Consider the following 25,921-nt stretch of genomic DNA (forward strand, 5'->3'; position numbering starts at 1 on the left):
AGAGCGAAAATCTTGAGATATCGATTAATTGCACTTGATGTAGACGGAACTCTTTTAAATGATGAGCATGAATTATCAGAACGCACGATTGAAACGATTCAGGAAGTGCATGATCAAGGGTGTCATATTGTGCTATGTACCGGTAGAGCTCCAGCCAGTACGCTGCCAATTCTTCAAAAGCTCGGGCTTGAGGGGACGATGATTACGCACAACGGCGCGGCGACTGTTCACGCGGATGAGCGGGGTCAGACGTTGATCAATGAGTTTGCTTTTACGCTGCCTGAAATTGAGCCTATGTTAGATTATGTGCGAAGAGAAGGCATTCATTTCGATGTATGCACCTCTTTTAATATGTATATCGAACGGATCAGCGAGTACGAAAAAAAGATGTATCAAAAATTTCTGATCAACCCTAAACTCGTGACGGATATATCAGAGCTTGGGCTGCCGATCGTGAAATTTACACTTTTTAGCCAAACTGATTTGGATCGCGTTCAGAAGGAATGGGAACAGCAGAAGCTATACGGTCATTTGCGGATGATTCGCAGTGGCGACCTTTTCATTGATGTGATGAGCGCAAAGGCCAATAAGGGCAACGCCTTGAAAGCTTTGGCTGCTTCATTAGAGATTGATCCAAGTGAGATCATGGCTATCGGCAACTACTATAATGATCTGGAAATGATGGAATTTGCAGGACTCGGCATCGCAGTGGAGAATTCGCCAGAAGATGTGAAAGAAGCAGCGGATGTGGTAACTTCCTCAAATAATGACGAGGGTGTAAGTGAGGCTATCTTGAAATACTGTTTATAATATAATTGTTCGATAAAATCCTCGATTTTTGAGGGTTTTTGTCGTTTTAGGGGGTTCTTCCATATTATGACGTATGGTAGAATGAGAGAAAGAAAATTGATAACGGTGGTGTAAAGATGGGGAAAGAGAAAAAAGCTTTTACAATAAAGGAGAAAATAATAGGGGCAATTGCTAGTACGGCGATTATGGCTATCCCTTTTATGGTGGCTCCTGCTCAGCAGGGGTATGCAAACATTGTAATACCTATTGAAACACCTTCTGTAACTCCTTCTATAACTCCTTCTATAACTCCTTCTGTAACACCTTCTGTAACTCCAACAATTCGAGCAACTCCAGTGGATAAAATAACGACGATTGTTATTCCATTAAACGGAACCAAATATGTTGATTTAGATTCATTGTACAGTGCTCAAAATATGCATGTCATACAGAATGAGGCTGAGTTGACTATCGCTACGGGCAAATTCATAGTAGGAAATCATGGGATCTATGAAATTAATACTAGTTCTGTAGGCAAAGCGACTTTCACTGTAATTGGAACAAGGTATGAAGAGCAGTCTTACACTCAAATCACAGACACATTTCAAGTTATTGTAGTTCCAAATACAGGGAATCCGGATGAATTTAAGTTTGATATTTCGAATGTTGTAAATCTAATGAGTCAGTCCTCTGAACAAGATCAAACGAATGACCAAGTAGTTAAAGGATTACTTAGGAATATAAGTCCTAAAACGATAAATAACTATGACCCATTTGAGTATGACTCATTTAATTCAGCACCTTACCAGTTGGAAACAACAGATAAAATTCATGGCTTTATAGGAGAACCAATTCATAGTTGGGAAATCGAACAGCAAATTCATAATTACTTTAGTGATAAAAATGAAAATATGTTAGATGTTATTTTTATTGATAAGAATAACGGAAATATTCAATTTGAAGAGAAGTATGATGAGAGTGGCGAAATCTTACATGGATACGACTTGACTCCGTTAAGAACAGGTGATTTTGGCCTGAATGTTCTTATAGTTGATCATCATGGAGGATTAACGAAAGGAAGAATCCCTTTTCATATTACTAAAACTGAAAACTTTATCTTAGACGCGGAATCTTCCATTACTATAGATTTAGCTAGTTACTTCACCCTTAATCCTAATACTAATTTTGATTTTAATGGAGCCTCAGGCCATTTGACTATCACGGGTACTAAAGCTACATTCACCCCAGACTTATTAGCTGAGACTTATATAATATCGGCTATTAACGGAGATGAGAGAGAAGATCGTAAATTTATAGTTACTCCTAAAGATAGTTTAGTGAATAGAAAGATAATCTTAGGAAGTCAATTGAAATTGAATTTGCAAAGTCTTTTACTACCTGTTCCTGGCTCTTCCGTCACATATTCGGTGTATTTAAACAATTCATCAGTCACTGGATTAACTTATAGTATTGATCATACAAATTCATTATATTTTAGTTCTGATAGTAATGCTGAAACGAATAGTCCGATAGACATCACGGTTACAGCCAAAGATGAAACAAATAATGTAACTATTAAAGATAAAATGCAAATAAGTGCGATCCCTCTGGTGAAAACAGATATAAATCGTGGATTTGAAGTTACGCAATTATTTTCAAGTGAGTCAGAATGGAACGATGTTGTAGTAAGTTCTCCATTTATTAAAAATGGAAGTCCTTTTGGAAGTTATAATACGGTTTATTCAGATAGTAATGGAACAGGTTCAACAGTAGTAACTTTAAATTATAAAAATGAATTAATATTCACTGTACCATTTACCTATCTACCTATCCGATAAATTAAACAGGTGACCCATGCAACGTTAGTGAGGAGGGTCACCATAATGGCTGGCATCATCTCGATAATATGGACGAATGACTTTGCCGCGGCGCGCAATACTGCATATGAATACTCATTACCATGACGCTGGGAACTGTCCTTTTTCGTTTATCCTGAATACTCATATTTTGGTCGATGTTGGGACAATCTAGAGAAGAATCATAAGAACTGTAGAGGAGGCGAGTAAAGTCGTGGCCGATATTATGCTTAGACCCGACCTGAAAACGGCAGGCGGAGAAGTCTGCGATATTATGTACAATGGGAAATTTGTCGGTACGTTAACGCTAGTCTACAGGGAATTGGATCGACTCAAAGGCTCGATTCATCTGGAGCAGCAGTCCATTACGCTCGTGGATAAACAGAAGGTGTATGAATTCGTCCAGGATTACATTCAGAATGTCATTGATGCATTGGCTATTGAGGAGTACGAGGTTTTAGTTAGTTATAGTGATTATGATTTCGTTATAGCAACAGATCATGCCTTACAACCTACTATGCTCGAAGTGGACTCGCATTCATACACCCGTCACGAACATGACGATGAGGTTGATTATGAATGGGTGAGTGACGAAACCCGATTCGATGACACCGACTCAGAGAATACTCCTGATAAAATGGATATGATCCAGGAACGCAAGAATCAACAGGGCTATGAGCTTGTTATTGTAGGTGAAAGTAGAAACCGTGTGGATTATCATGTTTATGATAAAGAATCGGAGCTCGTTGCCGAAATTACTCTTCATATATATGGTACGGATGTAATTGGAGATATAACGTGGAGATTCGATCCTTTTGATGAGGAAATGGATAGGGTGTCAGAGCTTATTGTCGAAGATTTCAATGAGGATGAAACGGATACGTTTATTTTTAACATGATGTATAATGGGGAAACTGTAGATACGATAGAATTAACGCACATTGATTTATTAGATTTGGTTGATGACTTGGAAGAGGATACGATGCTTCCTACTCCGGAGGATTACACGATTCATTTGGCCAGAGATGATGGCGATACTCTCACGTATGAAATTTATCAGCAATCCTACGGTGGCTTGCCTATAGGTACGGCAACTGTGGATATTAGTTCACGCCAGCTAACGGGATTCATTGATTTCCGCGAACCAGGGGATTCGGATGATCGAGAGCTAATTGCGACATTATTGCTTGAAGAGTTGGACAAAGAAAAAGAGTACGAAACGTTTAATGTATCTATGCTGTATAGAAATAAGCTAATTGATGAAATTTGGTTCGAAACGGATCAGTATCATTGAGCTAGTACCAAATGAAAAAAAGGCATGAGCTCCCATAACAGATGGAAGTCATGCCTTTTCGTTTAATTAAAAGGTGTTGGAAACGATGATTTGATCTAAAGGAAGGCGACCTGCAGATCTTGCAGGGGAAGCAGCCAAACCAACGCTAATCAACATAACAGGTACGTAGCGTGCTGGAACGTTGAAAGCTTCAACGAATTTAGCAGCATCATAACCACCCATAGGGCATGTGTCATAGCCCATTGCTTTTGCAGCAATCATAAGCTGCATAGCTGCTAATGATGCGTTACGAATAGCTTCGTCACGAGCAACTTGTGGATATTGATAAGCGCCTTCGATTTGAGCGGCAAGAGTGTTATACACTTCTTTTGGCATGTGGCCAGCTTCAACTGCTGGACCAAAAGCGAGTTCAAAGTTTTTATTAGCTTCAAGATCGCCTAGAATAGCAATGACTACGGAGCTTTCAATGATTTGTTTTTGTCCATATGCGATAGGAAGTAATTTTTCTTTTTGAGCTTGTTCTTCAATCACGAGAAGCTTCCAGTGTTGAAGATTCCATGAAGATGGTGCTTGTGACGTGGATGTCAGCAGTTGCTCAAGATCAGCTTTCGGCATTTTGTGCCCAACTTGATATTGCTTTACGGAATGACGGTCTTCTAAAACTTTCAGAACTTCGGATTTAACTTCTGTACTCATTTGGTTTCCCTCCAAAGGTTATAATTTTTTTTTAGCGTTTGTTTCGAAGGCTTAAAAGCATTCAGTTTTCTCATTTGAAAAAAATCCCAATTAGTAAACCAATTCATAACAATTACTGTAATCATAAATGTTATAGTTTGAGTTGTCAAGAGAGTCTTTCGCGATGTCGGAAAATGTTGGATAATGGAAGCAAGAAAGGGGATGTTCCTCTTGAAAATGACGCAAAAAGAGCTGAGTCACCTTATTTTTCTCTCAGAGGTCGTGTTAACCGGCAATAAGAAAAGCCTTATGGATGAGACGCTGCAATGTTTGCTTTATATTGTAAAATCAGTTGAAGAGGTTGAGCTGCCCGATACTGTGGTTGATCAAATTGAAAGTCTTACAGCTCTAATTGAATCGGATTTACGTAATGAGAATGAACGGATTCAGGAGATTCGTGGTCATTTGGACTGGTCTCAAAAGGGAAGACGAAAACAGCAGGATTGATTGTGGAAAACGGTCTCTTCGTGATAGAATGTAGAGTACTGTTTTTTTTTCATAATTATGAGGTGATAGATATGAGCTATGATATCCCCAGAGACGTGCAAATGTTGGGGCGTGACATCCAAGAGAACCAATTAAAATATCATCACAAATCCGTTTTGATTTCCAAAGAGTTTACGTTTGACAGTGCGCATCATTTGCATTGTTATGAGGGAAAATGTAAAAATCTGCACGGACATACCTATAAACTGCAAGTTATTATGCGCGGAAAAGTAGATAACCGGGGGATCGCTATAGATTTTGGTGATATTAAACGTATAGCCAAAGAACGTGTCGTTGACCGATTGGACCATAAATATTTGAATGACGTACTGCCTGCTATGAATACAACCGCTGAAAATATGGTCGTCTGGATGTATGAGGAAATTCATCAAGCTTTGCTTGAGGAACAACTTTATCCAGCGATTATGCTGGAAGAAATCCGGCTGTGGGAAACGCCGACCAGCTATGCGGCCATCACACGCTCGATGATGGAGGAGGATGTGTAATGCGAGATATCCGCATTCCGATGGTCGAGATCTTCGAGACGGTTGAAGGCGAAGGGACCCGTGCCGGGTTCCCGACGGTCTTCGTCCGTCTTTTTGGTTGCAACCTGCGCTGTACCTGGTGTGACACCAAGTACAGCTACCCGCCCGCGGAAGCGGAGAACGTCATGACCATTGCTGAAATTATCAGCAAGGTAGAGACGTACCGCTCCCGGCATATTTGCCTTACCGGCGGCGAGCCGCTCCTGTACGGCGAGAAGTCGCTCGTGTTAATCGACGCGCTCGCTGAGCTGGAGCAGGTCGATGACCTGCATATCGAGACGAACGGTGCGATCGATCTCGCCCTGTTCGTAGAGCGTGTCGCATCGCCGAAGGTGCGATACATCATGGACTTTAAGCTGCCCGACTCTGGTGAGATGGGGCAGATGATCATGAGCAATCTCGCCCTGCTGCGCGAGCAGGACGAGTTGAAGTTCGTCATCGGCAGCGAGCACGACTTCCGCACCGCGGTGGAAGTGATTGAGCAGCACCCGACGAAGGCACTGCCGATGTTCAGCCCGGTGTGGGAAACCATGCCGCCGCGTAAGCTCGTCGAGCTTATGCTTAACGCAGGATTGTCCAAGGTGAAGCTGAACATGCAGCTGCATAAGATTATTTGGGATCCAGCGATGCGCGGCGTGTAAAGCGCGTATCTACTTAATTATCCATTTTTCATAGGAAGAAAAAGAGGTGTTTACTATGAGCGCAAGCAACGAAAATAAGAAAAGAGCCGTCATCATTTTAAGTGGCGGATTAGATAGTACTACGTGTATGGGACTTGCCCAAGAAGCGGGATACGAGCTGTACCCGATTTCTTTTGACTATGGTCAGCGTCACAAGATCGAAATCGAGAATGCCAAGCAAGTCGCTGAGCATTATGGTGTTCGTGCTCGTCATAAGATCATCAAGCTAGATTTCTTGCGTGATTTCGGCGGCAGCGCATTAACGGATGATAACATTGATGTTCCGAATGTGGTGGATGGATTGACGGAAGGTTCCGAGGAATCTGAAATTCCAGTGACTTATGTACCAGGACGCAATCTGCTATTCCTTTCCATTGCTACCTCATATGCAGAAGTAACGGGGTCAGAAGCGATTTATATCGGAGTGAATGCCCTCGATTACAGTGGATATCCGGATTGCCGACCGGAATTTATTCATAAAGTGGAAGAAGTGATTGCCCTTGCGACTAAGGTCGGTGTTGAAGGAAAAGGGATCACGATCGAAACACCTCTCATTGACTGGACCAAAGCACGAATTGTGCAAGAAGGCTTGAAGATCGGCGTTCCTTACGAGCTAACTACGTCTTGTTACAATGGAAAAGTGGAAGCTTGCGGTGTTTGCGACAGCTGCCGTTTGCGGTTGAAAGGTTTTGAAGAAGCGGGATCCAAAGATCCAATTCCGTATATATCTGAAGTCGTTTAGCATAAGTTTCCCGCAAGAAAGGCGGAGCGTTTCGTGACCAGAATCATGGTGGTGGATGATGACGCAGATATCAGAGAGCTGATTCGCGTTTATTTGGCCAGAGAAGGCTTAATGGTCGTACAGGCAAGCAATGGACAAGAAGCGCTCAGCATGCTTGAAACAATACCGGCGGATTTAGTCGTATTGGATGTCATGATGCCTTTGATGGACGGTTGGGAACTTTGTCGCGAATTAAGGGCGCAGTATGAGGACTTACCCCTCCTTATGGTGACAGCCAAAAGCGAGTCAGTCCACAAGGTGAAAGGTTTTCAGCTTGGTACTGATGACTATCTTGTGAAGCCTTTTGACCCCGTGGAGTTGGTGATGCGTGTGAAAGCTTTACTTAAACGCTATCGGATCAACGCCTCTCAGACGATCACACTCGGTAATATGATTATCGATCGTACAGCATTTGAAGTCCGTCTGCAGGATCAACGCTTGGCGCTTCCTTTAAAAGAGTTCGAGCTCCTCTATAAGCTTGCTAGTTATCCTGCACAAATCTTCACCCGTACGCAGCTAATTGAGCAGATATGGGGAATAGATTATGAAGGGGATGACCGAACGGTTGATGTGCATATTAAACGATTGCGCGAGCGGTTCGAACCACTGACGGAAGAGTTTCGCATTACGACCATTCGTGGACTTGGGTACAGGCTCGAGGTGAATGCATGATTAAGATAAAGTCGCTTTATCTGCGCGTTGTGCTGACATTTCTAGCCATTGTTGTGGTTAGTGTGTCCGTCGCCTTTCCGCTGGCAACGGTCTTTTTCAGAAATCTGATTACCACGGAATTTCAAGCAGATATGCTCGCAATAGGCCGGCAACTAGTCACATTGAGTGAAGACATTCAGCCGAAGAATCTTGATTCTTTTGTGGCAGGAAGCAACCGATTAAATGATAACTACATCTTGACTTTATTTTACGAAAACGGTGAGCCTGCAACGCCGATCTCTTTAGACAAAAAAGGGATTCCTCTTATTAAAGCATCGGAAGTGGACTATGTTCTACATGGCAGCATTTATAAAAGCCTAGATTATGGGATGCCCAAAGATCCATTCAATCGGATTAAGGTAGGTCTGCCTCTCCAAGTAGAAGGCAAAACTTTTGCCCTTTTCATCCATCCTAACTTCTCCGAGGTAGCTCGTCATCAAGTGCAGACAGCCGTTATTACTGTTCTTCTCATCGTACTTATTGTCGGTAGCTTGCTCATTCTCATCGCGTCTCGCTATCTAGTAAATCCATTAAAGAAGTTGACGCTAGCTACTGAACGGTTGGCTCGAGGGAATTTCAATGTGCATGTTTCTGTGAAGCAAAAAGATGAACTAGGGCAGCTAGCTCAAAGTTTTAATCATATGGCCGGCGAATTGAAACAGCTGGAACAGATGCGGCAGGACTTTGTTTCGAACGTTTCCCATGAAATCCAGTCTCCTCTTACGTCGATCCGGGGCTTTTCCAAGGCACTAAGAGGTTCAGAAATTGGCGAGGCGGAGCGCGGACGTTACTTGGAAATCATTGAACGTGAGAGTGAGCGGTTATCTCGTCTCAGTGAAAATTTATTGAAGCTGGCCTCTCTGGAATCGGAGCATCATCCTTTTCAACCCACCACATACGATCTAGATGAGCAATTACGCAGAATTGTTGTATTCTATGAGCCGCAGTGGTCCAGTAAGCAATTGGAGCTTGACTTGGAGCTTCCTAGAGTGAAAGTTACCGCCGATGCAGACCAATTAAGTCAGGTATGGATGAATCTTCTTGGGAACGCAATCAAGTTCACACCTGTAAGAGGGACTATACACATACAGTTGGAGCCTCTCCATGACCGGATTCGCATTCGCATTCAAGATAGTGGGATGGGAATCGCTGCCTCTGATCAAGAACGGATATTTGAACGATTTTATAAGGTGGATGCGTCCAGACATCGCGAGACAGACGGAAGCGGTTTGGGACTTGCGATTGTACGGAAAATTGTTGAACTTCACCATGGTACTATTGAACTGCAGAGTGAGATCGATATAGGAACGTTATTTATCGTTACGATACCGATTCTGATATATCCAATTAAAAAATAAGAGGACAGCATACTTTTATGCTGTCCTTTTCCTATTTAAGCATGTAACCCTGCCAAGCTGTAACCCATATAGTAGTTTAAATGCAAATCATTTTTTTTGTAAAAAGTGAGCATATTCTAATGGGCGTTTATAGACGCTATCGCGCTTGTCTATCTCATCATACAGTTCTTTTTGTGGCTTTCCGTTCACTTCAATGATCCAAAGAAATCCGGCACTATCCAGCACAAGATCAACACTAAGTTCACCTAAATGGCAGTGGGTACCCATTTCTATGATTTCCGCGGCTCTTAAGCTTATGTCGTAAATCGAGCGAATGATGGCATTAACTTTATCAGGAGGATACAATTGTTTAAGTGCTTTTTCGGATAGACAAACCTTCTCGCACATGCTGGTGTTAAAGCAACCTTTATGAGCTAATCGACTGATAACGTTCGTGGCAGACCATTGACCTCGCTTATTTTTTTGTGCGAGTACTCGGATATCGAAAACTTGTTCGTTCAGTGATTGAATATCGACACCTTTTTGGATGATGTAAGGAGTGGAGCCCACAAGCTTATCCATATTTACTTGGAATTGTTGAGAGTCTTCTACAATGATTTTAGGTAAAAAATGATGCTCTCCAATGTGAATCTCCTTCGAATCCTTCACTTCTACTCGATAAACACTTTTCCCTTTATTTCCGTAACAAGGTTTAACGTATAGGACCTTATGAGCATCTAGTAAGCGCAAAACATTTTCCTTGTCGTATAGGATAGTTTCCGGTAAATATTGTGCGAGCCATTGGCTTAAATGAATATGAATCTCGTGTTTATTAAATTGGTTGATATGATTGAAGCATTTGTTACTGCCGATTATAGTACCTAAGCGTTCAATGATTTGAGGATTAAGACGGTAACAACGGTTGTAAACAACATCAGGGAAAGGAAATTTTCTTAGAAGCCATTTTCGGTTTGTTTGATGTATGCCAGTAATGCTATTCCGTTTCCAATCAATATCAGCCGGGGTAAAACAGAATAATTTCATATTGGTCTTATTGCAATTCAGATATTTTTGCAGGGCATACTTTCTTTCATGCTGGTTAGCAACCATGATACCGACTAAACCGCTTCCTTTGTCCATCATTTTCCTCCTTAATCCTGTAAAGAAAGTCCTATACAGAATATGTTAGGAAATTGGAAGTGTATGGACAAGAATACACTCATACAGAAAATGTGCGTACTTGCTATTTGAAAAAAACCGACTTTTAGGGCTAATTAGCCCAGCCAAAACGCTATTAGGTGAATATCTTGATTTTGAAATCAAATAAGGAGTGATTGTATATGGGTAGAATACCTGGTCCTCCAGGACCTCCAGGACCACAAGGACCACAAGGACCACAAGGACCACAAGGACCGCAAGGACCGCAAGGACCGCAAGGGCCAGCTGGCGGGATATCTTCATTTGCTTTCCTTTGCAGCACAGAAGAACAAAACGTTGCTGCTGCATTAGTCCCCGGCGGGCAAGGTGAAGCCGTTACTTTCAATAATTCTCTTATCACTGGTACGGCTATTTCATTCACAGCTACGCAAACGATCAACATCCTTCAGTCTGGCACCTATCTTATAACTTGGGAAGTGTTCCCTACACCAGGAAATAGTGCGTTTGGCTTGTTTTTTGACCCTGCTGGCCCTGCTCCAGCTTCCTTGGTACTTTGCAGCAACTATGGTACAAACGCAGGAAATCAGCCTTACCAAGGTCAGGTCGTTACTCAATTAACGGCAGGTGGTACGTTAACATTGAATCGGATTGATAATATGGGTAATTTGATATTGCAAAATGCTATTGGTGGAGGCACACCTGTAGTAAGCGCATCCATTGTAATTGAAAAGTTAGCATAACTGACTAATCTGGTATGGCACCTCTTGTATGACGTCGATTCAATCAAAACCTGCTATAGATAGGTCACCAATAGATCCCCGTGTTTTCCACGGAGACGATTGGTGACCTTCTTTTTTTATTTGTTCATATTGGGTTCATATTGAACCTGTATGGTTAGCGTATAAACATTTGATGAGAATAAGTTTACGCTTGTCATGAGGGGAGTACAGGAATGAATCGATTAACACAGTTTTCCATGAAAAATGTCTCTGCTGTATTTATTATGATTTTCATCTTGTTAGGGAGCGGTTTATATGCATCCAATAAGCTGAAAGTAGAGAACTTACCTGACGTTTCGTTCCCAGTTGTTGTCGTCAGCACGACCTATACGGGGGCGCCGAAGGATGTCATGGATGAAATAACGGCACCTATTGAGAAAAAACTGGCGAATTTAGCCGATCTGGATAATATGAGCTCAACGTCGAGCGATAATCTGTCGACTATTATTATTCAGTTTAAGCAAAATGTGGATACGGACAAGAAGAAGCAGGATGTGATGTCCTTACTTCAAGAAGTGAAGCTTCCGGCTGCCGCAAGCGCACCTAAGGCATCGACGTTCGGCGCTGCATCCTTCGCTTCAAATTATTTGGTAGCTTATGCTAAGAATGGGATAAGTCAAACCGAACTGGATAAATGGTATAAGGATACCATTAAGCCGAGTCTAGAGGGCCTTGCGGGAATAGATCATATGGATGTTGTTGGTAACCGCGATACTTCACTTGACATCGAATTAGACGCAGATGCGTTAGCTGTGTATGGACTTACCCCCGCACAGGTGAGCGCTTCTATTAATTCAGCGATTACCAAGAGTCCTATTGGCAGCGTGGAAATTAACGGAAATAACAAGATGGCTCGTGTAACGGGAGATCTGAAAAGTATAACTGATCTACAAAGTGTTGAAATCACTTCGCCCAAAGGCGATATCATTCGATTGGATCAAGTCGCCAAAGTAAAGGCGATTTCAGAGTCCAATTTCATTGGGCGATTGGACGGCAATCCGGCAATTGGCTTGATTTTGTATAAAAGCAGCAGCGCTAACGCAGTTGAGTTCTCAGGAGCTTTGAGCAAGCTGATTACCGATTGGAAGACAACGATGCCGAACGTTACGTTCGTAAATACGTATGATAGTGCGGACCAAATTAAGGCATCCATTAATGGCTTGCTTCGCGAGGGTGTCATTGGCGCCGTCCTGGCTTCGTTAATGATTCTCCTATTTTTACGTAATGTACGTATGACGATAATTGTACTTGTTTCAATTCCATTATCGATTCTAATAACTTTACTGCTGATGTGGCAGTTAGGTCTCACACTGAACACGATGACGCTGGGCGGTATATTTATTGCTGTCGGCCGCGTGGTCGACGATTCAATTGTTGTTATTGAAAATATATATTCCTCCTTGGAAAAAGCGCAAGAACGTAATGAGTCGGTAATTAAACTTGCAACGAAGCAAGTTTCGATGGCGATAACGTCTTCTACGTTAGCGACAGTAGGGGTTTTCGCTCCAATGGGTATGGTGAGCGGTATCGTAGGCGGATTCTTCCGACCTTTCGCGATTACGCTTGCTTGCGCACTCTTATCCTCACTTCTTGTTGCTTTAACGGTCATTCCTATGTTGGCTAAGCTATTAGTGCTTCGCAGCAAAATTAAAGCGCATGACGAGACCAAACAGACACGCGTGATAACTTTCTATGAATCTGTACTAGGATGGTCTTTGAAACACCGAATCAAATCTTTATTAATTACCGGTTTCATCTTCATTTTAACAATCGGGGCGACAATTCCAGCCTTGTCGGTTGCTTTTTTACCGAATTCCAAACCGTCGCAAACGATGTATTTTCAAATCAAAATGCCATATGAAACTTCCTTTGGAGCTAATGATACAAAAAGTAAAGAAATCGAAAAAGCGCTGATGGAAACGAAAGATAGCAACGGTCAGCCCTTGTTCAAATTTGTCGAAGCCTTGGTCGGATTCGCGAGCAATAGGGTGGGTAATGCTGATCGGATACCATACGCTTCGCAAATTTATGTAGAAGTGAACGATCAGGTAGATCCAGCTAAAGTAAAGGACCAAGTGAAAACGTATATCTTGTCTGAGCTTCCGCTAGGCTCTACGGTTGAGCCCAAGGAGCTTGGTGGCGGAGGTGGAGGCATCTCCAGTACGGATTTCTCCTATTCTCTGAAAGGCGAGGATCAGGATCAATTAATCAAAGCAGCGGCACTCGTTAAGGAGAAGATGAGTACCTTCCCGGAGCTTAGTGAGATCGCGGACAACTTGAGTGATGCCAAGACCGAGATCCAGATTACCGTAGATCAGCAGAAAGCCAGAGCGTATGGCTTGAGTGCAGGGACGGTTCGAGATACGGCGCGTGGGTGGATCCAGAAGCAGAATTTGGGGGATTTGAAATTCGATAATATCACCTATACCACGACCGTATCTTTGAATAAATCGGATAAAGATTCGTTAGAAAAGCTTGGTGATATTCCATTTATAACAACGAACGGCTCCACCATTTATTTGAAGGAAATTGCCAAAATTAATGAGATTCAATCAGCCAATTCACTCGCCAGAGAATCGCAAAAGCAACTGGTGAAGGTAACAGCCAAGATCGACTCTGAAAATAAAAATGGTGTGAGTATGAAAGTTTCACTCGCTTTGAAACAAGTAGAACTTCCAGATGGTGTATCTACTGAGGTTAAAGGGGTATCTGCCGATATTAATGATAGCTTCTCGCAATTATTCCTGGCTATGGGCGTAGCGATAGCGATGGTTTACTTGATTATGGTACTTGCCTTCGGAAATGCAGGTGCACCGTTTGCCATTCTGTTCTCTTTGCCACTCGCCGCGATCGGCGGTTTATTAGGTCTTGTGATTACAAGAGAATCATTGAATATTACATCTATGATTGGTTTTATGATGTTAATCGGTATCGTTGTAACGAATGCGATTGTATTGATCGACCGTACTCAGCAGCTGCGGGAAGAAGGCTATACAGTGAGGCATGCTCTTATTGAAGCAGGGAAGGTTCGCCTTCGTCCGATTATTATGACAGCAGGCGCGACAATTGTAGCGTTGCTGCCGCTGGCTATGGGACTTTCCGCAGAAGGCGGTTTAATTGGAAAAGGACTTGGTATCGTCGTTATTGGGGGGCTTATTACTTCAACGCTGCTGACCTTGGTTGTCGTTCCGATTATTTATGAGCTGATTGAGAGCTTCAAAGGCCGTGTTTCACGCATGTTTCATCGGGATAAAAAACGAGGTGAACCGAAGCCTACGGGTTTAGATGTATAAGAAAAGCGAAAAATGCTCAGGAGGCAAAGAAATGAAGTCAAACTCAAGTAGTCCAATTCTAAAAAATCGTACGCTGCGTATTTTTACGCTACTGACAGCCGCCGCTATTCTGGCGGCCGGCTGCTCCGCACCGGGAAAAGCAGGTACCGCAACGGCTCAATTGCAGCCAAAGCCGATTAAAACAGAGGCCATTACCAAACACAACATCAGTACCCCGATCGAACAAATAGCAGATGTTTCTGCGGGAACGGTTCTGGATGTCATCGCTAAAGCGAATGGTGAAGTGCTTAATGTCTTGAAGAAACGCGGCGACTATGTAGAGAAGGGCGATGTGCTCTTCGATATCGATAGCCGAGATGCGGAATCATCTAAGCGTAAAAGCGAGTTGGCGCTGAAAAGCGCGCAGGAATCTTTGCAGAAAGCGCAAGACGATAAAGTCAACAATCGTAAGGATTTAGCTGATGCGGTTACCCGATCGCAAACTGCGTATAAGAATGCTGAGCAGGACTATAACAAAATTCGAAATGATTACGATGCAGGTACCGTCACGCAGCATCTGGTTGATCAAGCCAAGCAAGCTGTTGATAATGCGAAAATGAGTCTGGATTCCGCTCAAAACAAATTAACAGCTAATGATAATTCCAACACTATTGCCTCCATTGAAACACAAGCTGAAACTGCGCGACTTTCTATGGATGATGCCACGCGTTCCCTTGATAATTACAGTGTCAAAGCACCTAGCAGCGGGGTATTAACGGATTTTAATGTGGTAGTGGGGCAATCGATATCGGCAGCTGCCGGTAAAATAGGGCAAGTTCAACAAATAGATCCAATTAAACTGAAAACGGAATTGTCCCAAACGAACTATCAGCTCGTTAAAGGTAAAAAAGAGCTTGTTTACTATAATCCCGACACTCCGGATAAAAAAGAAACAGCTCAAATCAGTTATCTAGCCCCTCTGATGAGTTCGTCAACCAAAACATTCACACTGGAATTGGAAGTTCCGAATGCAGATCACCTTTTGCAGCCGGGGAAACGCTTCATGGTTCAGCTTACTACAGAAACAGAGGAACAGGTTATTTCAGTCCCGACGCTTAGCATCATTCGTGAAGAGTCCGATACGTTCGTTTTTGTTCAGCAAGGTGACCAATATCAGAAACGGAAAGTGAAATTGGGACGCATTAACGGGGAGTATCAGGAAGTGATTGATGGAGTCAAAGATGGCGAGAAATTGGTTACTGCCGGACAGAACACCTTGAAAGACGGACAAAAAGTAGATAATGCAAGTGCTAGCGCGGGGTCGCAGCCGATAACAACACCAGCAGCCAAATAGACATCAGCGAAACTTCAAAATAAGGAGAGTACTTACATGAAAAACAAACCATGGAAATCTAGTCTGACAGCTATTATGCTTGGAGCAATGGTCGTTCAAGGAGGCACGGCCGTATGGGCGGCCGACTCGACGACGCCTAGTGTATCTGCACCAACTGTCAATTACGGATTGACACCTGATATTCGTGCCGCGATTAAAAGCGCATCCGTGACGCCAACGGCGTCAGGTTCACAACTAGCGGTTACTGTTCGTTTATATAACGGAGGGGCCGTGCAGAACCGAGTTCCCGAACACGAGCTTCGTGTTCAAACCGCTAGTGGCGTTTCGTATACATTGAAACCAAGTGCAAGCAATAAAGAAGCTCTGCAGCCCAAAGAAATCGGCGAGCTCGTGTACATGACTTCCGTTGATAGTAAGGAAATTGGTCAAATTGAGCAGTTATCCTTTGTCAATGTAGATATCTATTCCTATCCGAAGGTGGAAACTACACTGCTAGCTATGCCTACTAAATCCGTGTGGTATGGCGGTACGGGAAGTACGGCTTTCCAGAGCCTCGAAAACTTAGCATGGGGTCAGGCATTCACTATTCCCGGGGTTAATTCAGGACTGACGTATTCACCAGTTGAAGTTTCTATGCAAAATACGGCCTCAGGCCGCGTAGCCGTCGTGACAGTACTGGCTAGTAATCCCGGAGCGGGGCGAGAAACGGTTCCTGCTTTCCGAATAGACGCACAGTCCGAACAGAAGAGCTATGAAGGTAAACGTTCTGGAGATGACCCTGTGACCTTGGAGGCAGGCGAAAAGAAATACATTCATTTCGCGATACCAGTGGAAAATGGTGTGAACTTGTCTAACCTTCTCGTTTTATCGACGGATTCGTTTGTACCCAAAGGTGGAGGCCAAGCTACCACGGTAGCAACAGGCAAACTAGCTATCGCATGGCCGAAAGAACAAGGGAATTCGGCTGCAGCCCCTTACACGATTGGTCAACCGATCGCATTTGATGCTTTGACCAAAGTTGTTGATAAGTCAACAGAAGTGTCGCTGATGGAGCTTCATCTGCATGAGAATCCAGGTGAAGGCTTTCAAACAGCGGTAGCTAAGTTCAAATTAACCAATACGAGTACAGCGCCTACAGCTACGCCTGCTTTCCTATCGGAATTAATGAATGCGCAGGGTGTTACTTACCAAGGTTCCCGTCAGACGAATGTAACGACGATGCTAAATCCTGGATTAAGCTACGTGGTAAGCTACTCATACATTGTGCCGCAAACCGAAGATAGCACCAGCTTCTCGTTAAAGCTGCTCGATTCCGTAGCTGCTGCACCTTTCACAACAACGATTGCAGCTCTGCAAACAGACGTACAGAAGGAAGAAACAGATTCTACGATATCCTTGTATCCGTTTGATCTGAAGTTCAATGATGTGTCAGTGACCACTCAGACGACTGCACAATTGATGTATACGTATAAGTTCCGACTTGATCTCGACATTAAACAGAAAGAAAATGTCGTGATTGACAACAATTTCTCGAAATTGAAATTTGAAATTGTTGATAGCGCCGGACGAGTTGTCGGTTCTAAGGACGCTTCTTTCACAGGTGTAAATAAATTAATAAGCGGGAAACAAATGCTGGACGCCACGAATATTACAACGGATCAATTCAGCTATCCTTTCACCGTCAATGTGTATGAAACAATCGAAACGCCAACTGGAACGGCTAAACGCTTGATGAAAGTAATCAAATAAGGGCCAATTGAATGAACGAAAAAAGAGAAGGCAAGGTTTTTGTAACGGGTTCCGTTTTGGAAACCGTTAAGGTTCTTGCTTTCTCTTTTTGTTTTTTTGTCGATTGTAAGGGAAAGGTCTCAAAAACGTGAATTAGCGCATCGTCGTTCCTCTTCCTGGTGATTTCGGGTGTTTTTCATCCAAATAGCGCATCGACGTTCCCTCGGGCAAATTCTGGTTCTGACTCAGTGAATATCCTTGCCTTGACCAGCCCCTACAGTCGGGCTTTAACGGACTTGGCATAATCAGAAGGCGGCATGCCAACGGTTTTCTTGAAATCTCTTGAAAAATAGTGAATGCTGGCATATCCCAACATGGCTGCAATCTCAGTAAAATTATATCGGCCATCTCGCATATAAGTTTTGGCTTGTTCAATTTTGAGGGACTTGAAAGCTTCCATGACGCCTGTCTGCATCTGGGATTGGAACAGCTCCTTCAATCGGCTTTTGCCCAAATGAAATGTTTGGCATAAATGGTCTTGGGTAAAAGACTGTGAAAGATTGGCTTTCAAATAGTCCATGATTTGCTGAACGATTCGTTGTTCGGCTTTTTCTTTTTGAAGGGACGATTGTTTGTATTTCATCGAATCTGGCGTGGAAGCTTGCTCTTGATTCCGAATGAGTGTGATTAACAAAACCTCTAAATAGGATTTGATCATTTGTTCGCTGGCAAAAGGGGCATGCGGATTTCTTTCCAAATGATGAACGGTTGGTTTATCAAAGGGGGGCAGGAACGCCTGAAAACCTTCTTGAATAATCAGGGATAGGATATTTCTTTCCCGGTCTCCTAAAGACAGAATCTTTTTCTCGAAAATAGTCATGGCTGGAGACGTGCATTCGAAGCATATGACGATAAGGTTTGGCGGCGTATGCTCGTGTTTCACGCTAACCGTATGGAATTCCTCGGGTTTGTGAAAGATCATATTTCCTTGGTGGAGGGTATGAATGTGATCATCGGCTCGGACTTCTACTTCCCCTTTGTCCACGTAAAGAATCTCCCAGAAGTCATGCTGTTCTCCGTCAAATACAAATCCCTTGGCATACTCGAAATAATGAAAAGAAAAGAGGGTTTGAATGGTAAGTGATTCCTGCAGTTGTATACTTGGGAAATCCATGCTGCTCGTCCTCTCTCAGGGGGTTCTTTATCCAGACTCATTTTTAATCTCATTTTACCATATCCATTTTTGCAAAAGTGCAAATAAATCGGCTTTTTGGATAAATCTTATCGAACGCGGCTCTTTTATAATATAGGGAAGAGACGGAGGAGATAACAATGAAAAAAGGGATCAATATTTGGTCATTTCCAGGCTCCATGAAGGTAGAACAATGTATATCTGTTGCCAAGAAAGCCGGGTTCGACGGCATTGAGCTGGCTCTAAACGAGACTGGCCAATTGAGCTTGGAAAGTAAAGAAAGCGAAATCAAGGAATACCGTAAGATTGCGGATGATCAGGGCATTGCGCTTTCAAGCTTAGCCAGTGGATTATACTGGACATATTCTTTAACAAGTGGACATGCACAAACGCGTCAGAAAGCGAAAGATATCGTCAAGAAACAATTGGAGAACGCCGCTATTCTAGGTGTAGATACGATATTGGTTGTGCCAGGTGCTGTAGGCGTTGATTTCATTCCGGATTCTGAAGTAGTTCCTTATGATCAAGCCTATGATTACGCTTTGGAAGCCTTTAATGAGCTTTCCGATGTTGCCCAATCATTGAAGGTTTCCATTGGTATAGAAAATGTCTGGAACAAATTTTTGCTATCGCCGCTTGAAATGAGAGACTTTATCGATAAAATCAATTCGCCATATGTGGGCGCTTACTTTGACGTAGGGAATGTCTTATATGCCGGTTATCCAGAGCATTGGATTTCCATTTTAAATAAACGTATCAAAAAAGTGCATTTCAAAGATTACCGCCGCGCCGCAGGAGGCTTGCATGGTTTTGTTGATCTTCTAGCCGGTGATGTGAATTATCCAGAGGTTATGAAAGCCCTTCATGCTATCGGGTATGACGATTATGTCATTGCCGAAATGATTCCAGGTTATGCGCATCATGGCGAACAGATTATTTATAATACATCGGGTGCTATGGACGCCATCTTAGGGAGGAAGTAAGCAACATGCTAAGAATTGGATTAATTGGATTAGGTTTTATGGGCAGGACCCATCTGGAGAATTACGTTCGCCTGGAGTCAGAAGGAGTTCCCATTCAAGTTGCAGCTTTGTGCGATATTGACACTGAGAAGCTCGAAGGTCGCGCGGCTGCAGGCAACATCGACACCGGTTCATCCGGAATTGACTTCGGTCGCTACAATAAATATACAAGTGTGACTGAAATGCTTGAGAAAGAACAGCTTGATTATGTGGATATTGCCCTGCCTACTTTTCTGCACAGAGATATAGCGGTTCAATGTTTGAATCATGGTCTTCATGTTTTGTGTGAAAAACCGATGGCGCTGAATGCTGCGGAATGCAAAGATATGATTCAGGCAGCCGAGGCGAATGGAAAGCAGCTGATGATAGGTCAATGCTTGAGATTCTGGCCGGCCTATGTATACCTGAAGCAGGTCGTTGAAGAGAAAACGTTTGGTAATGCACTTGGTGGTTATTTCTACCGCGGGGGAGCAACTCCGACTTGGGGACCATGGCTTACACAGAAGGAGAAAAGCGGCGGGGCACTCTTAGATATGCACGTTCATGATATTGATATGATTCATTGGCTGTTCGGTAAGCCTGAATCCGTATCCTGTTTGGCACGAAATGTCGTTCCGGGCAGCGGATATGATGTGGTTTCTGCCAACTATCTGTATGAAGACGGTAAAGTCATCAATGCTCAAGCAGATTGGACGCTTGAAGGAGATTATGGCTTCGATATGCAGTTCCGAGTTAATTTTGAAAAAGGCAATGTCGTTTTCAAAGGGGATTCCTTACAAGTAAATGTGAATGAAGGAAAAGGCTTCAGTCCTGAATTATCCCCGGAAATGGGCTACTATAACGAGCTTAAATATTTTATTGAGACGTTATTATCAGGTGAAAGTATTGCAATAGCGACGCCTTCCAGTACGATGGGCAGCATTGAAATTGCTGTGGCTGAAATCGAATCTGCGGATAACCGTGGAGCATGGGTTAAGGTAAAATAGCTTGTCTTTGTATGAAAAACCTTGGAAATCGGAGACGATTTCCAAGGTTTTTTTTAAAGTAGATAAGATTTATATGCCACGTTGCGGCACCACTGATGCATGAAAATTTTTAATTTTCAGGGCAGAAAGTATATGTTTCGAGCTAGAGCTAGAGCTAGAGCTACACCCTTTCCAAATTTTTTTGGGGAACGTAGCTGCTGGCTTTATTTCGGTGTATCAATTGTAGTTATCTGTTCAGCCCGGCACTACATTACACTATGCTCGCGGAACGTACATGTCTTATATTGCTCAAAAACACGTATTTCACGTTTTGGCGGAACGAGGATCCTCTATTTCCCGCATTCTGAAGTAAAAACTGGTAAAACGTCAAAATAGTGCACTCACGTTCCGCTTACCGACCCTGTAACAGCATAATCACAGAAATAGAGGCTCCTCGTTCCCCCTCAACCTAGATTAGCAGCTTCTATCCACTATGCTTGCGAACATAGTTGCCTTATTTTGGAGCAAATTAGCCTTTTAGGAGGTAGAGCTACTTTTGGTTAGAATTGCTGTATTTTTTGTAGAATCCACATTCTTGGTCGAATGATGTTGTATAAAGTGCAACAACAATTCTGCCTAGAATCGACCTCATGTCCCTTCGATGTTGCATAATGTACAACAATTTAGCCCCAAACAGAGATTTTGCGACAAATGGGTTCGAATTGTTGTACAAACTCAAACTACAACTTTTACTAACAAATAGCCTTTTGGCATGTGAATTGTTGCAGAATCTACAACATTGGTAATCCCGATAGCTCATCGAAATCGAAGTTGCCAAGTTAACTGTGGTTAAAGAGGGGGGGCCTCCATAAGTTGCTTCTTGCATTCGCACTCTGTGGATTTTGTAAATATTATGCCCAATCAAACAAACAAACTTGCCAAATCGTGACATGTCAATCTCGTTAAGTTTATAGTATTATAAATGAATTCGAGAGCTCTTTCAGAGCGTACCGGAGGGAACAATGTTGTGACTTTATTAACTATTACCGAATCAGAAGGAGGAGGACTTAAATGAATACGTTTTCGAGAAAATTTTTGTTAATATACATGCCGATCTTCCTTCTGACGGTAACGGTGCTCATTTTCATGTCATTTCTTATTGTTAATGATATCTCTAGAAGTGAAACTTCCAAAGCCAATCATATCTCGACAAGTTATATTGTGGACACCGTTGATCGCACGATGAGTGAAATGGAGATGAAGGTTTTGCAAGAGCTGGAACTGGAGAACTCCTATAACGATTTTCTTTATCCGTCCGCTGATGCAAGGTCGAACGAACGTTATTATAATGTAGTTAATAATATGAATACTTTAATAAACAATTACAGCTTAATTGATTCCATTTATATTTATCGCAAGCAAGGTGACATTGTGCTTACACAGAGCGGACTCGTCGAGCTTAACGCTTTCGCTGACGCGAACTTCCTTCGCCAAAGGCTGAAGGAGCCCGAAAGTCGTGGCTGGAGTAAGGTCCGCAATTATTCGGAAGCGAATGAGACAAATCCAGTGCCCGTTATTTCCCTCAGCAGATCCTTGCCAATTCCATTTGGCCAGGACGGGATGATGGTTATTAATATAAGCAAGTATAGACTAGAAAGAATGATTAACGGCCTCCTAAGCGGGAACGTTTCTTATCTCGACGTATATGATGAAAGCGGTAATCAGGTGTTTGAATTCTTGGGTAGCGGTTATTTGAAGAAGGGCAAAGTGCTAACAACCATTCATGCGGAACACCTGAACTGGACATTCCGAAGCGGTATTCAGGCTGGGCAGCTATTTTCTTGGGTATCCTTGATCTCTTATATATGGATTGTAATTGGGATCTCTACCATTATTGGTGCTATGGTGTTTATCTTTTATATGACAAGGCGAAATTATCAACCTATTACGACAATGATGAAACGTTTGCAATTTCTCCAACTGCCAATTACAGACGCGAAGCTCACTTTAAAGGACGACCTTACAGTAATCAGTTATGCATTGGATAATCTGATTGAGCAGACCACTGATTATGAGAAGGAGCGCCGGAGTAATGAACATGTCCTTCGCAGACAGCTATTCCGCGGTTTAATTGAAGGCGAACGTATGGTGGACCTTAGCGAACGTATCGAGAAAATGAAGCCCTTCGCCGGCGATGCCAAGCCTAAAGGATTCACGGTTTTTATCGTCGAATTGAACCGCTATGGTCAATTTCAACAGAATTTCTCCCTCTCTGATCAAAATATTCTGAAATACGCAGTGATGAACGTATTGAATGAAATCATCAATGACCATCATATGAGCGGCTGGTACGATTGGATAAGCAGTGATAAGCTGGGAACGATAGTTAGTATGAAAGAGGATATTCCCGACAAAACCGTACTCAGAGCCGTTGGTGAAAAGTGTCACAGTTGGATAAATGAACATTTGCGCATTTCATTAACGATGGGGATCGGAACCGTAGTGACCGAACCGGCAGAGATTTACTTATCGTATCAGGCTGCCGACTCCGCCCTCCATCATAAGCTAACTCTTGGGCAAGAAGCCGTAGTCATGAGCGAGGAGCTGCCTGAACAATCACATTTTCATAGCTATCAATATTTTCAGTCCATGTCCCAGTTCGTTCGGGAGTTCCGATTGGCGGGAGATGGCTGGCGGTTAAGGCTAGATGCCATTTTTCAGTCTTTTGTAAATGATAATTTAAGAAATGAAGAAATACACCTGCAGCTTGAAACCTTGATGAAGATACTGGAGAGGGAGGTCGGAGATTTATCTGACACCTTAGCAAACAGGTTTAAGGGACAGCAGTGGGATGAGATGTGGACATCCGTCGTGCAGGCCTCCAGTCTTCATGAAGTGCAGAAGATTGTATCGGAGTGGTTGACGGAGTTATTCCAGACTTATGTATCGGTGAACGAATCCAAGAGCTATAAGGCCTTGATTGAGGAAATCAAAAAGTACATTGAGAATAATTATTCCAACCCGGATCTGTCATTGAAGCATCTGAGCGACCAGTTCCAAATTTCCGGAAAGTATGCCAGCTACTTATTCAAAGAAGAATTCAATACGAAATTCGTTGATTTTCTTGTACATCTCCGGATGAATAGGGCAGAGTCGTTGCTTGAAAACACTAACGATACGATCCAGGATATCGCCATGAACGTTGGATATGCCAACGCTATTACTTTCGGCAGAGTGTTCAAGAAGGTTGTTGGTGTAACGCCTGGGGATTTCCGCAAACTGAAACATACAGAGAAAAAGTAAAAAAAGGTGCTTATTCCCCAGAGTGATGGTTCATTCTGAGCGGAATAAGCTTTTTTTTGACCGCGAATGGCTTTTTGGTTTATCGGGAAAAAAGTTTATTCACGCCTTCCAACGGTTGAAGTTTATCATGTGAAACTAGTTTATTGTCGAAGTCAGCATAAAAGCGCAATAATGTGTTCCAGAGGCAGTTCCACAAACGGGATCGGCTTCGGAGCTCTAAAAAAATTTAAAAAGTGGGTAAGGTGAGGCATTCATGCAAGAAAGAAAAACGAAGAAGTTCGCTGTATTAAGTCTTTCCATGTTATTTGCAGGCATGACCGTATTGACCGCTTGTTCTTCTGATAAGAAAGAGCAGGCAGGCCAGAGCGCAGCTCCGGCAAGCAGCAGTGCGCCAGCCAAAGCCGGCAACCTGAAAGTGGAGATCTGGGATCGCGGCAATCCGCCGGACGGAGTCACGATTACGAACTCGTTCCTAACCAACTTTGTTAAAGAAAATTTCGGCAAGCCGAATAATATTAATGTTGAGTTTGTTCCGGTGCTGCGAAGTGAGGAAGTACCCAAACTTAATATTTTGATGGCTAGCAACACGGATGTTCCTGATCTCGTGATCACATACGATAAAGGTACCTTCAGTAAATATGCGACTCAAGGCGGTTTGACAGATGTTTCAGATTTGTTGAAGCAATACGGCCCGAATGTCACCAAACTCCTTGGACCTGAAATTTTGAGCGTTGGTCAATACAAAGGGAAGCAATATGCGATTCCGGCGAAGCGAGCGGAAACAGGCAAGTATGCATCTTTCGTTCGTCAAGACTGGCTTGATAAATTGAATCTACAAGCTCCGAAAACGACAGATGAACTTTATAACGTATTAAAAGCGTTTAAAGAAAAAGATCCGGGACAAACAGGCGGCAAAGTGATTCCTCTTGGCATGAGTATTGCCCCTGCCCAGTACGAACCTATTATCTGGTCCTTTATCGGTAATATGAGCGATCAAGAGCGCTTCGAGAAAACGCAAATTCGTGAAATTCCGATGCTGGATCCAGGCTTCAAGGAAGCCATCCGGTTTATGAACAAGCTGTACAACGAAGGCTTGATGAGCCCGGACTTCGCTTTGGATAGTAAAAAGGAAACATTGACTAAAGCTATTTCCAACGGCAAAGTTGGTTTCTTCAGTGAGGATACCATCAACATTTTCTACAACGATGGGACTTACGATGCTCTGAAGAAGAACGTCCCTTCTGCGTTACTGACTCCAGTGGATGCCTACACCAATAAAGACGGTAAACACACTAAGCCGCTCGATGCTCCGAACGGTATGTACATCATGATTCCGAAGTCGAGCAAAAATGCCGTCGAAGCCGTTAAATATCTGGATTGGATGGCGACGGGCGACAATCTGTTAACCATGCTTAAAGGGGTTAAGGGCCAGAACTACAATCTGGATGCAAATGGAATTCCGGCAGTGATCGAGAAAATGGATGATAAAGTTAAAAACAACACGTTCAGCGGCGGCGATATGGGTATTCTCGCTAACGGTCTTGTTCTTGATACACAAGAGAGAACTGACGCGGCTTTTATTAAGAACTTCCCAGAAAGATATCAAAGCGATGTTAATAAAGTGCTTAAATTCGCTGTCACAGACGGGATTAAACAGATTGTCTCTCCAAGTCCGATTGAAGCGGAAAACAAATACGGAACAACATTGAGTGCGAAAGAGGAAGAACTGATTGTGAAAGCAACGATGGCTAAGCCAGATAAATTCGACTCCGTATTTGACTCTATGATGAGTGGCTACATGTCCAGCGGCGGTCAAGCTATTGCTGACGAACGCAAAGCAGCATGGAAGGAAATGCAAACAAAGTAACCGAAGGTTAAGCCCGCGGTTGCACCAAATCAAAGGAGCGTGAAGCTGGCGCTCCTTTGATTTTAAT

At 43.0% G+C, this 25,921-nt stretch carries 20 protein-coding genes; 17 read left to right on the forward strand and 3 right to left on the reverse strand.

The genetic code is table 11. From position 1 onward, the window contains the following. The first annotated feature begins 12 nt into the window (after positions 1 to 12). The 3 genes from ASG93_RS00575 (at position 13) to ASG93_RS00585 (ending at position 3,939) form a co-directional block, all read left to right on the forward strand. Positions 13 to 810, forward strand: coding sequence for a Cof-type HAD-IIB family hydrolase (locus ASG93_RS00575; RefSeq protein WP_056827778.1), 798 nt, complete (start codon positions 13 to 15; stop codon positions 808 to 810). A gap of 116 nt (positions 811 to 926) precedes the next feature. After that, positions 927 to 2,627, forward strand: coding sequence for a hypothetical protein (locus tag ASG93_RS00580; RefSeq protein ID WP_056827779.1), 1,701 nt, complete (start codon positions 927 to 929; stop codon positions 2,625 to 2,627). A gap of 232 nt (positions 2,628 to 2,859) precedes the next feature. Further along, positions 2,860 to 3,939: a hypothetical protein gene (locus ASG93_RS00585; RefSeq protein WP_056827782.1), complete on the forward strand. Its 1,080-nt coding sequence runs from the start codon at positions 2,860 to 2,862 to the stop codon at positions 3,937 to 3,939. 66 nt (positions 3,940 to 4,005) lie between these two features. On the opposite strand, the gene ASG93_RS00590 is transcribed toward ASG93_RS00585, so the two are convergent. Continuing rightward, positions 4,006 to 4,635 carry a nitroreductase family protein gene (locus ASG93_RS00590; RefSeq protein WP_056827784.1) on the reverse strand — a complete coding sequence of 210 codons (630 nt, stop codon included), beginning with the start codon at positions 4,633 to 4,635 and terminating at the stop codon, positions 4,006 to 4,008. 216 nt (positions 4,636 to 4,851) lie between these two features. On the opposite strand from ASG93_RS00590, the gene ASG93_RS00595 reads away from it, so the two are divergent. The 6 genes from ASG93_RS00595 (at position 4,852) to ASG93_RS00620 (ending at position 9,235) form a co-directional block, all read left to right on the forward strand. Continuing rightward, positions 4,852 to 5,121: a hypothetical protein gene (locus ASG93_RS00595; protein ID WP_235550719.1), complete on the forward strand. Its 270-nt coding sequence runs from the start codon at positions 4,852 to 4,854 to the stop codon at positions 5,119 to 5,121. A gap of 71 nt (positions 5,122 to 5,192) precedes the next feature. Beyond that, entirely contained in the window at positions 5,193 to 5,666 is a 474-nt protein-coding gene (queD, locus tag ASG93_RS00600) for a 6-carboxytetrahydropterin synthase QueD (protein WP_056827790.1), read from the forward strand. Continuing rightward, positions 5,666 to 6,346: a 7-carboxy-7-deazaguanine synthase QueE gene (locus ASG93_RS00605; RefSeq protein ID WP_056827792.1), complete on the forward strand. Its 681-nt coding sequence runs from the start codon at positions 5,666 to 5,668 to the stop codon at positions 6,344 to 6,346. Before queD ends, ASG93_RS00605 begins: the two co-directional genes overlap by 1 nt. Positions 6,347 to 6,401: 55 nt before the next feature. Further along, entirely contained in the window at positions 6,402 to 7,127 is a 726-nt protein-coding gene (queC, locus tag ASG93_RS00610) for a 7-cyano-7-deazaguanine synthase QueC (protein WP_056827793.1), read from the forward strand. Between the two features lie 33 nt (positions 7,128 to 7,160). Then, positions 7,161 to 7,838, forward strand: a complete 678-nt coding sequence (locus ASG93_RS00615) for a response regulator transcription factor (protein ID WP_056827795.1) — start codon at positions 7,161 to 7,163, stop codon at positions 7,836 to 7,838. Further along, a complete protein-coding gene (locus tag ASG93_RS00620; RefSeq protein WP_056827797.1) occupies positions 7,835 to 9,235 on the forward strand; it encodes a sensor histidine kinase in 1,401 nt (466 codons plus the stop codon). The genes ASG93_RS00615 and ASG93_RS00620 overlap by 4 nt, the downstream gene beginning before the upstream one ends. An 87-nt stretch (positions 9,236 to 9,322) precedes the next feature. Here the strand turns inward: ASG93_RS00620 and ASG93_RS00625 are convergent, their stop codons facing one another. Continuing rightward, positions 9,323 to 10,357, reverse strand: a complete 1,035-nt coding sequence (locus tag ASG93_RS00625) for a YheC/YheD family protein (RefSeq protein ID WP_235550686.1) — start codon at positions 10,355 to 10,357, stop codon at positions 9,323 to 9,325. Positions 10,358 to 10,554: 197 nt separating this feature from the next. Between ASG93_RS00625 and ASG93_RS00630 the strand changes: the two genes are divergently transcribed. The 4 genes from ASG93_RS00630 (at position 10,555) to ASG93_RS00645 (ending at position 17,526) form a co-directional block, all read left to right on the forward strand. After that, positions 10,555 to 11,112 carry a hypothetical protein gene (locus tag ASG93_RS00630; RefSeq protein ID WP_056827801.1) on the forward strand — a complete coding sequence of 186 codons (558 nt, stop codon included), beginning with the start codon at positions 10,555 to 10,557 and terminating at the stop codon, positions 11,110 to 11,112. A gap of 212 nt (positions 11,113 to 11,324) precedes the next feature. After that, on the forward strand, positions 11,325 to 14,444 hold the full coding sequence (locus ASG93_RS00635) for an efflux RND transporter permease subunit (RefSeq protein WP_056827803.1): 3,120 nt from the start codon (positions 11,325 to 11,327) through the stop codon (positions 14,442 to 14,444). A 31-nt stretch (positions 14,445 to 14,475) separates the two neighbouring features. Further along, entirely contained in the window at positions 14,476 to 15,777 is a 1,302-nt protein-coding gene (locus ASG93_RS00640; RefSeq protein ID WP_056827805.1) for an efflux RND transporter periplasmic adaptor subunit, read from the forward strand. 36 nt (positions 15,778 to 15,813) lie between these two features. Next, positions 15,814 to 17,526, forward strand: a complete 1,713-nt coding sequence (locus ASG93_RS00645) for a hypothetical protein (RefSeq protein ID WP_056827807.1) — start codon at positions 15,814 to 15,816, stop codon at positions 17,524 to 17,526. A gap of 253 nt (positions 17,527 to 17,779) precedes the next feature. On the opposite strand, the gene ASG93_RS00650 is transcribed toward ASG93_RS00645, so the two are convergent. Continuing rightward, entirely contained in the window at positions 17,780 to 18,679 is a 900-nt protein-coding gene (locus ASG93_RS00650) for an AraC family transcriptional regulator (protein WP_056827809.1), read from the reverse strand. 158 nt (positions 18,680 to 18,837) lie between these two features. Between ASG93_RS00650 and ASG93_RS00655 the strand changes: the two genes are divergently transcribed. The 4 genes from ASG93_RS00655 to ASG93_RS00670 all read left to right on the forward strand — a co-directional run bounded on the left by ASG93_RS00655 (position 18,838) and on the right by ASG93_RS00670 (position 25,854). Beyond that, on the forward strand, positions 18,838 to 19,680 hold the full coding sequence (locus ASG93_RS00655; protein WP_056827811.1) for a sugar phosphate isomerase/epimerase family protein: 843 nt from the start codon (positions 18,838 to 18,840) through the stop codon (positions 19,678 to 19,680). Between the two features lie 5 nt (positions 19,681 to 19,685). After that, positions 19,686 to 20,705: a Gfo/Idh/MocA family protein gene (locus ASG93_RS00660; RefSeq protein WP_056827813.1), complete on the forward strand. Its 1,020-nt coding sequence runs from the start codon at positions 19,686 to 19,688 to the stop codon at positions 20,703 to 20,705. 1,050 nt (positions 20,706 to 21,755) lie between these two features. Next, positions 21,756 to 23,987 (forward strand): helix-turn-helix domain-containing protein, encoded by a 2,232-nt coding sequence (locus tag ASG93_RS00665; RefSeq protein WP_056827815.1) that lies wholly within the window; start codon positions 21,756 to 21,758, stop codon positions 23,985 to 23,987. A 253-nt stretch (positions 23,988 to 24,240) separates the two neighbouring features. Next, positions 24,241 to 25,854, forward strand: coding sequence for an extracellular solute-binding protein (locus tag ASG93_RS00670; RefSeq protein WP_056827817.1), 1,614 nt, complete (start codon positions 24,241 to 24,243; stop codon positions 25,852 to 25,854). The last annotated feature ends 67 nt before the right edge of the window (positions 25,855 to 25,921 follow it).

The sequence above is a fragment of the Paenibacillus sp. Soil787 genome, assembly GCF_001429545.1.
In the GTDB taxonomy this organism is placed as follows: Bacteria; Bacillota; Bacilli; order Paenibacillales; family NBRC-103111; genus Paenibacillus_E.

Bases quoted from the DNA above. Each gene is read 5' to 3' on its own strand.
- ASG93_RS00580 (WP_056827779.1), top strand. From the start codon at position 927: ATGGGGAAAGAGAAAAAAGCTTTTACAATAAAGGAGAAAATAATAGGG.
- ASG93_RS00590 (WP_056827784.1), bottom strand. From the start codon at position 4,635: ATGAGTACAGAAGTTAAATCCGAAGTTCTGAAAGTTTTAGAAGACCGT.
- ASG93_RS00595 (WP_235550719.1), top strand. From the start codon at position 4,852: ATGACGCAAAAAGAGCTGAGTCACCTTATTTTTCTCTCAGAGGTCGTG.
- queD (WP_056827790.1), top strand. From the start codon at position 5,193: ATGAGCTATGATATCCCCAGAGACGTGCAAATGTTGGGGCGTGACATC.
- ASG93_RS00605 (WP_056827792.1), top strand. From the start codon at position 5,666: ATGCGAGATATCCGCATTCCGATGGTCGAGATCTTCGAGACGGTTGAA.
- queC (WP_056827793.1), top strand. From the start codon at position 6,402: ATGAGCGCAAGCAACGAAAATAAGAAAAGAGCCGTCATCATTTTAAGT.
- ASG93_RS00620 (WP_056827797.1), top strand. From the start codon at position 7,835: ATGATTAAGATAAAGTCGCTTTATCTGCGCGTTGTGCTGACATTTCTA.
- ASG93_RS00625 (WP_235550686.1), bottom strand. From the start codon at position 10,357: ATGATGGACAAAGGAAGCGGTTTAGTCGGTATCATGGTTGCTAACCAG.
- ASG93_RS00630 (WP_056827801.1), top strand. From the start codon at position 10,555: ATGGGTAGAATACCTGGTCCTCCAGGACCTCCAGGACCACAAGGACCA.
- ASG93_RS00635 (WP_056827803.1), top strand. From the start codon at position 11,325: ATGAATCGATTAACACAGTTTTCCATGAAAAATGTCTCTGCTGTATTT.
- ASG93_RS00640 (WP_056827805.1), top strand. From the start codon at position 14,476: ATGAAGTCAAACTCAAGTAGTCCAATTCTAAAAAATCGTACGCTGCGT.
- ASG93_RS00645 (WP_056827807.1), top strand. From the start codon at position 15,814: ATGAAAAACAAACCATGGAAATCTAGTCTGACAGCTATTATGCTTGGA.
- ASG93_RS00650 (WP_056827809.1), bottom strand. From the start codon at position 18,679: ATGGATTTCCCAAGTATACAACTGCAGGAATCACTTACCATTCAAACC.
- ASG93_RS00655 (WP_056827811.1), top strand. From the start codon at position 18,838: ATGAAAAAAGGGATCAATATTTGGTCATTTCCAGGCTCCATGAAGGTA.
- ASG93_RS00660 (WP_056827813.1), top strand. From the start codon at position 19,686: ATGCTAAGAATTGGATTAATTGGATTAGGTTTTATGGGCAGGACCCAT.
- ASG93_RS00665 (WP_056827815.1), top strand. From the start codon at position 21,756: ATGAATACGTTTTCGAGAAAATTTTTGTTAATATACATGCCGATCTTC.
- ASG93_RS00670 (WP_056827817.1), top strand. From the start codon at position 24,241: ATGCAAGAAAGAAAAACGAAGAAGTTCGCTGTATTAAGTCTTTCCATG.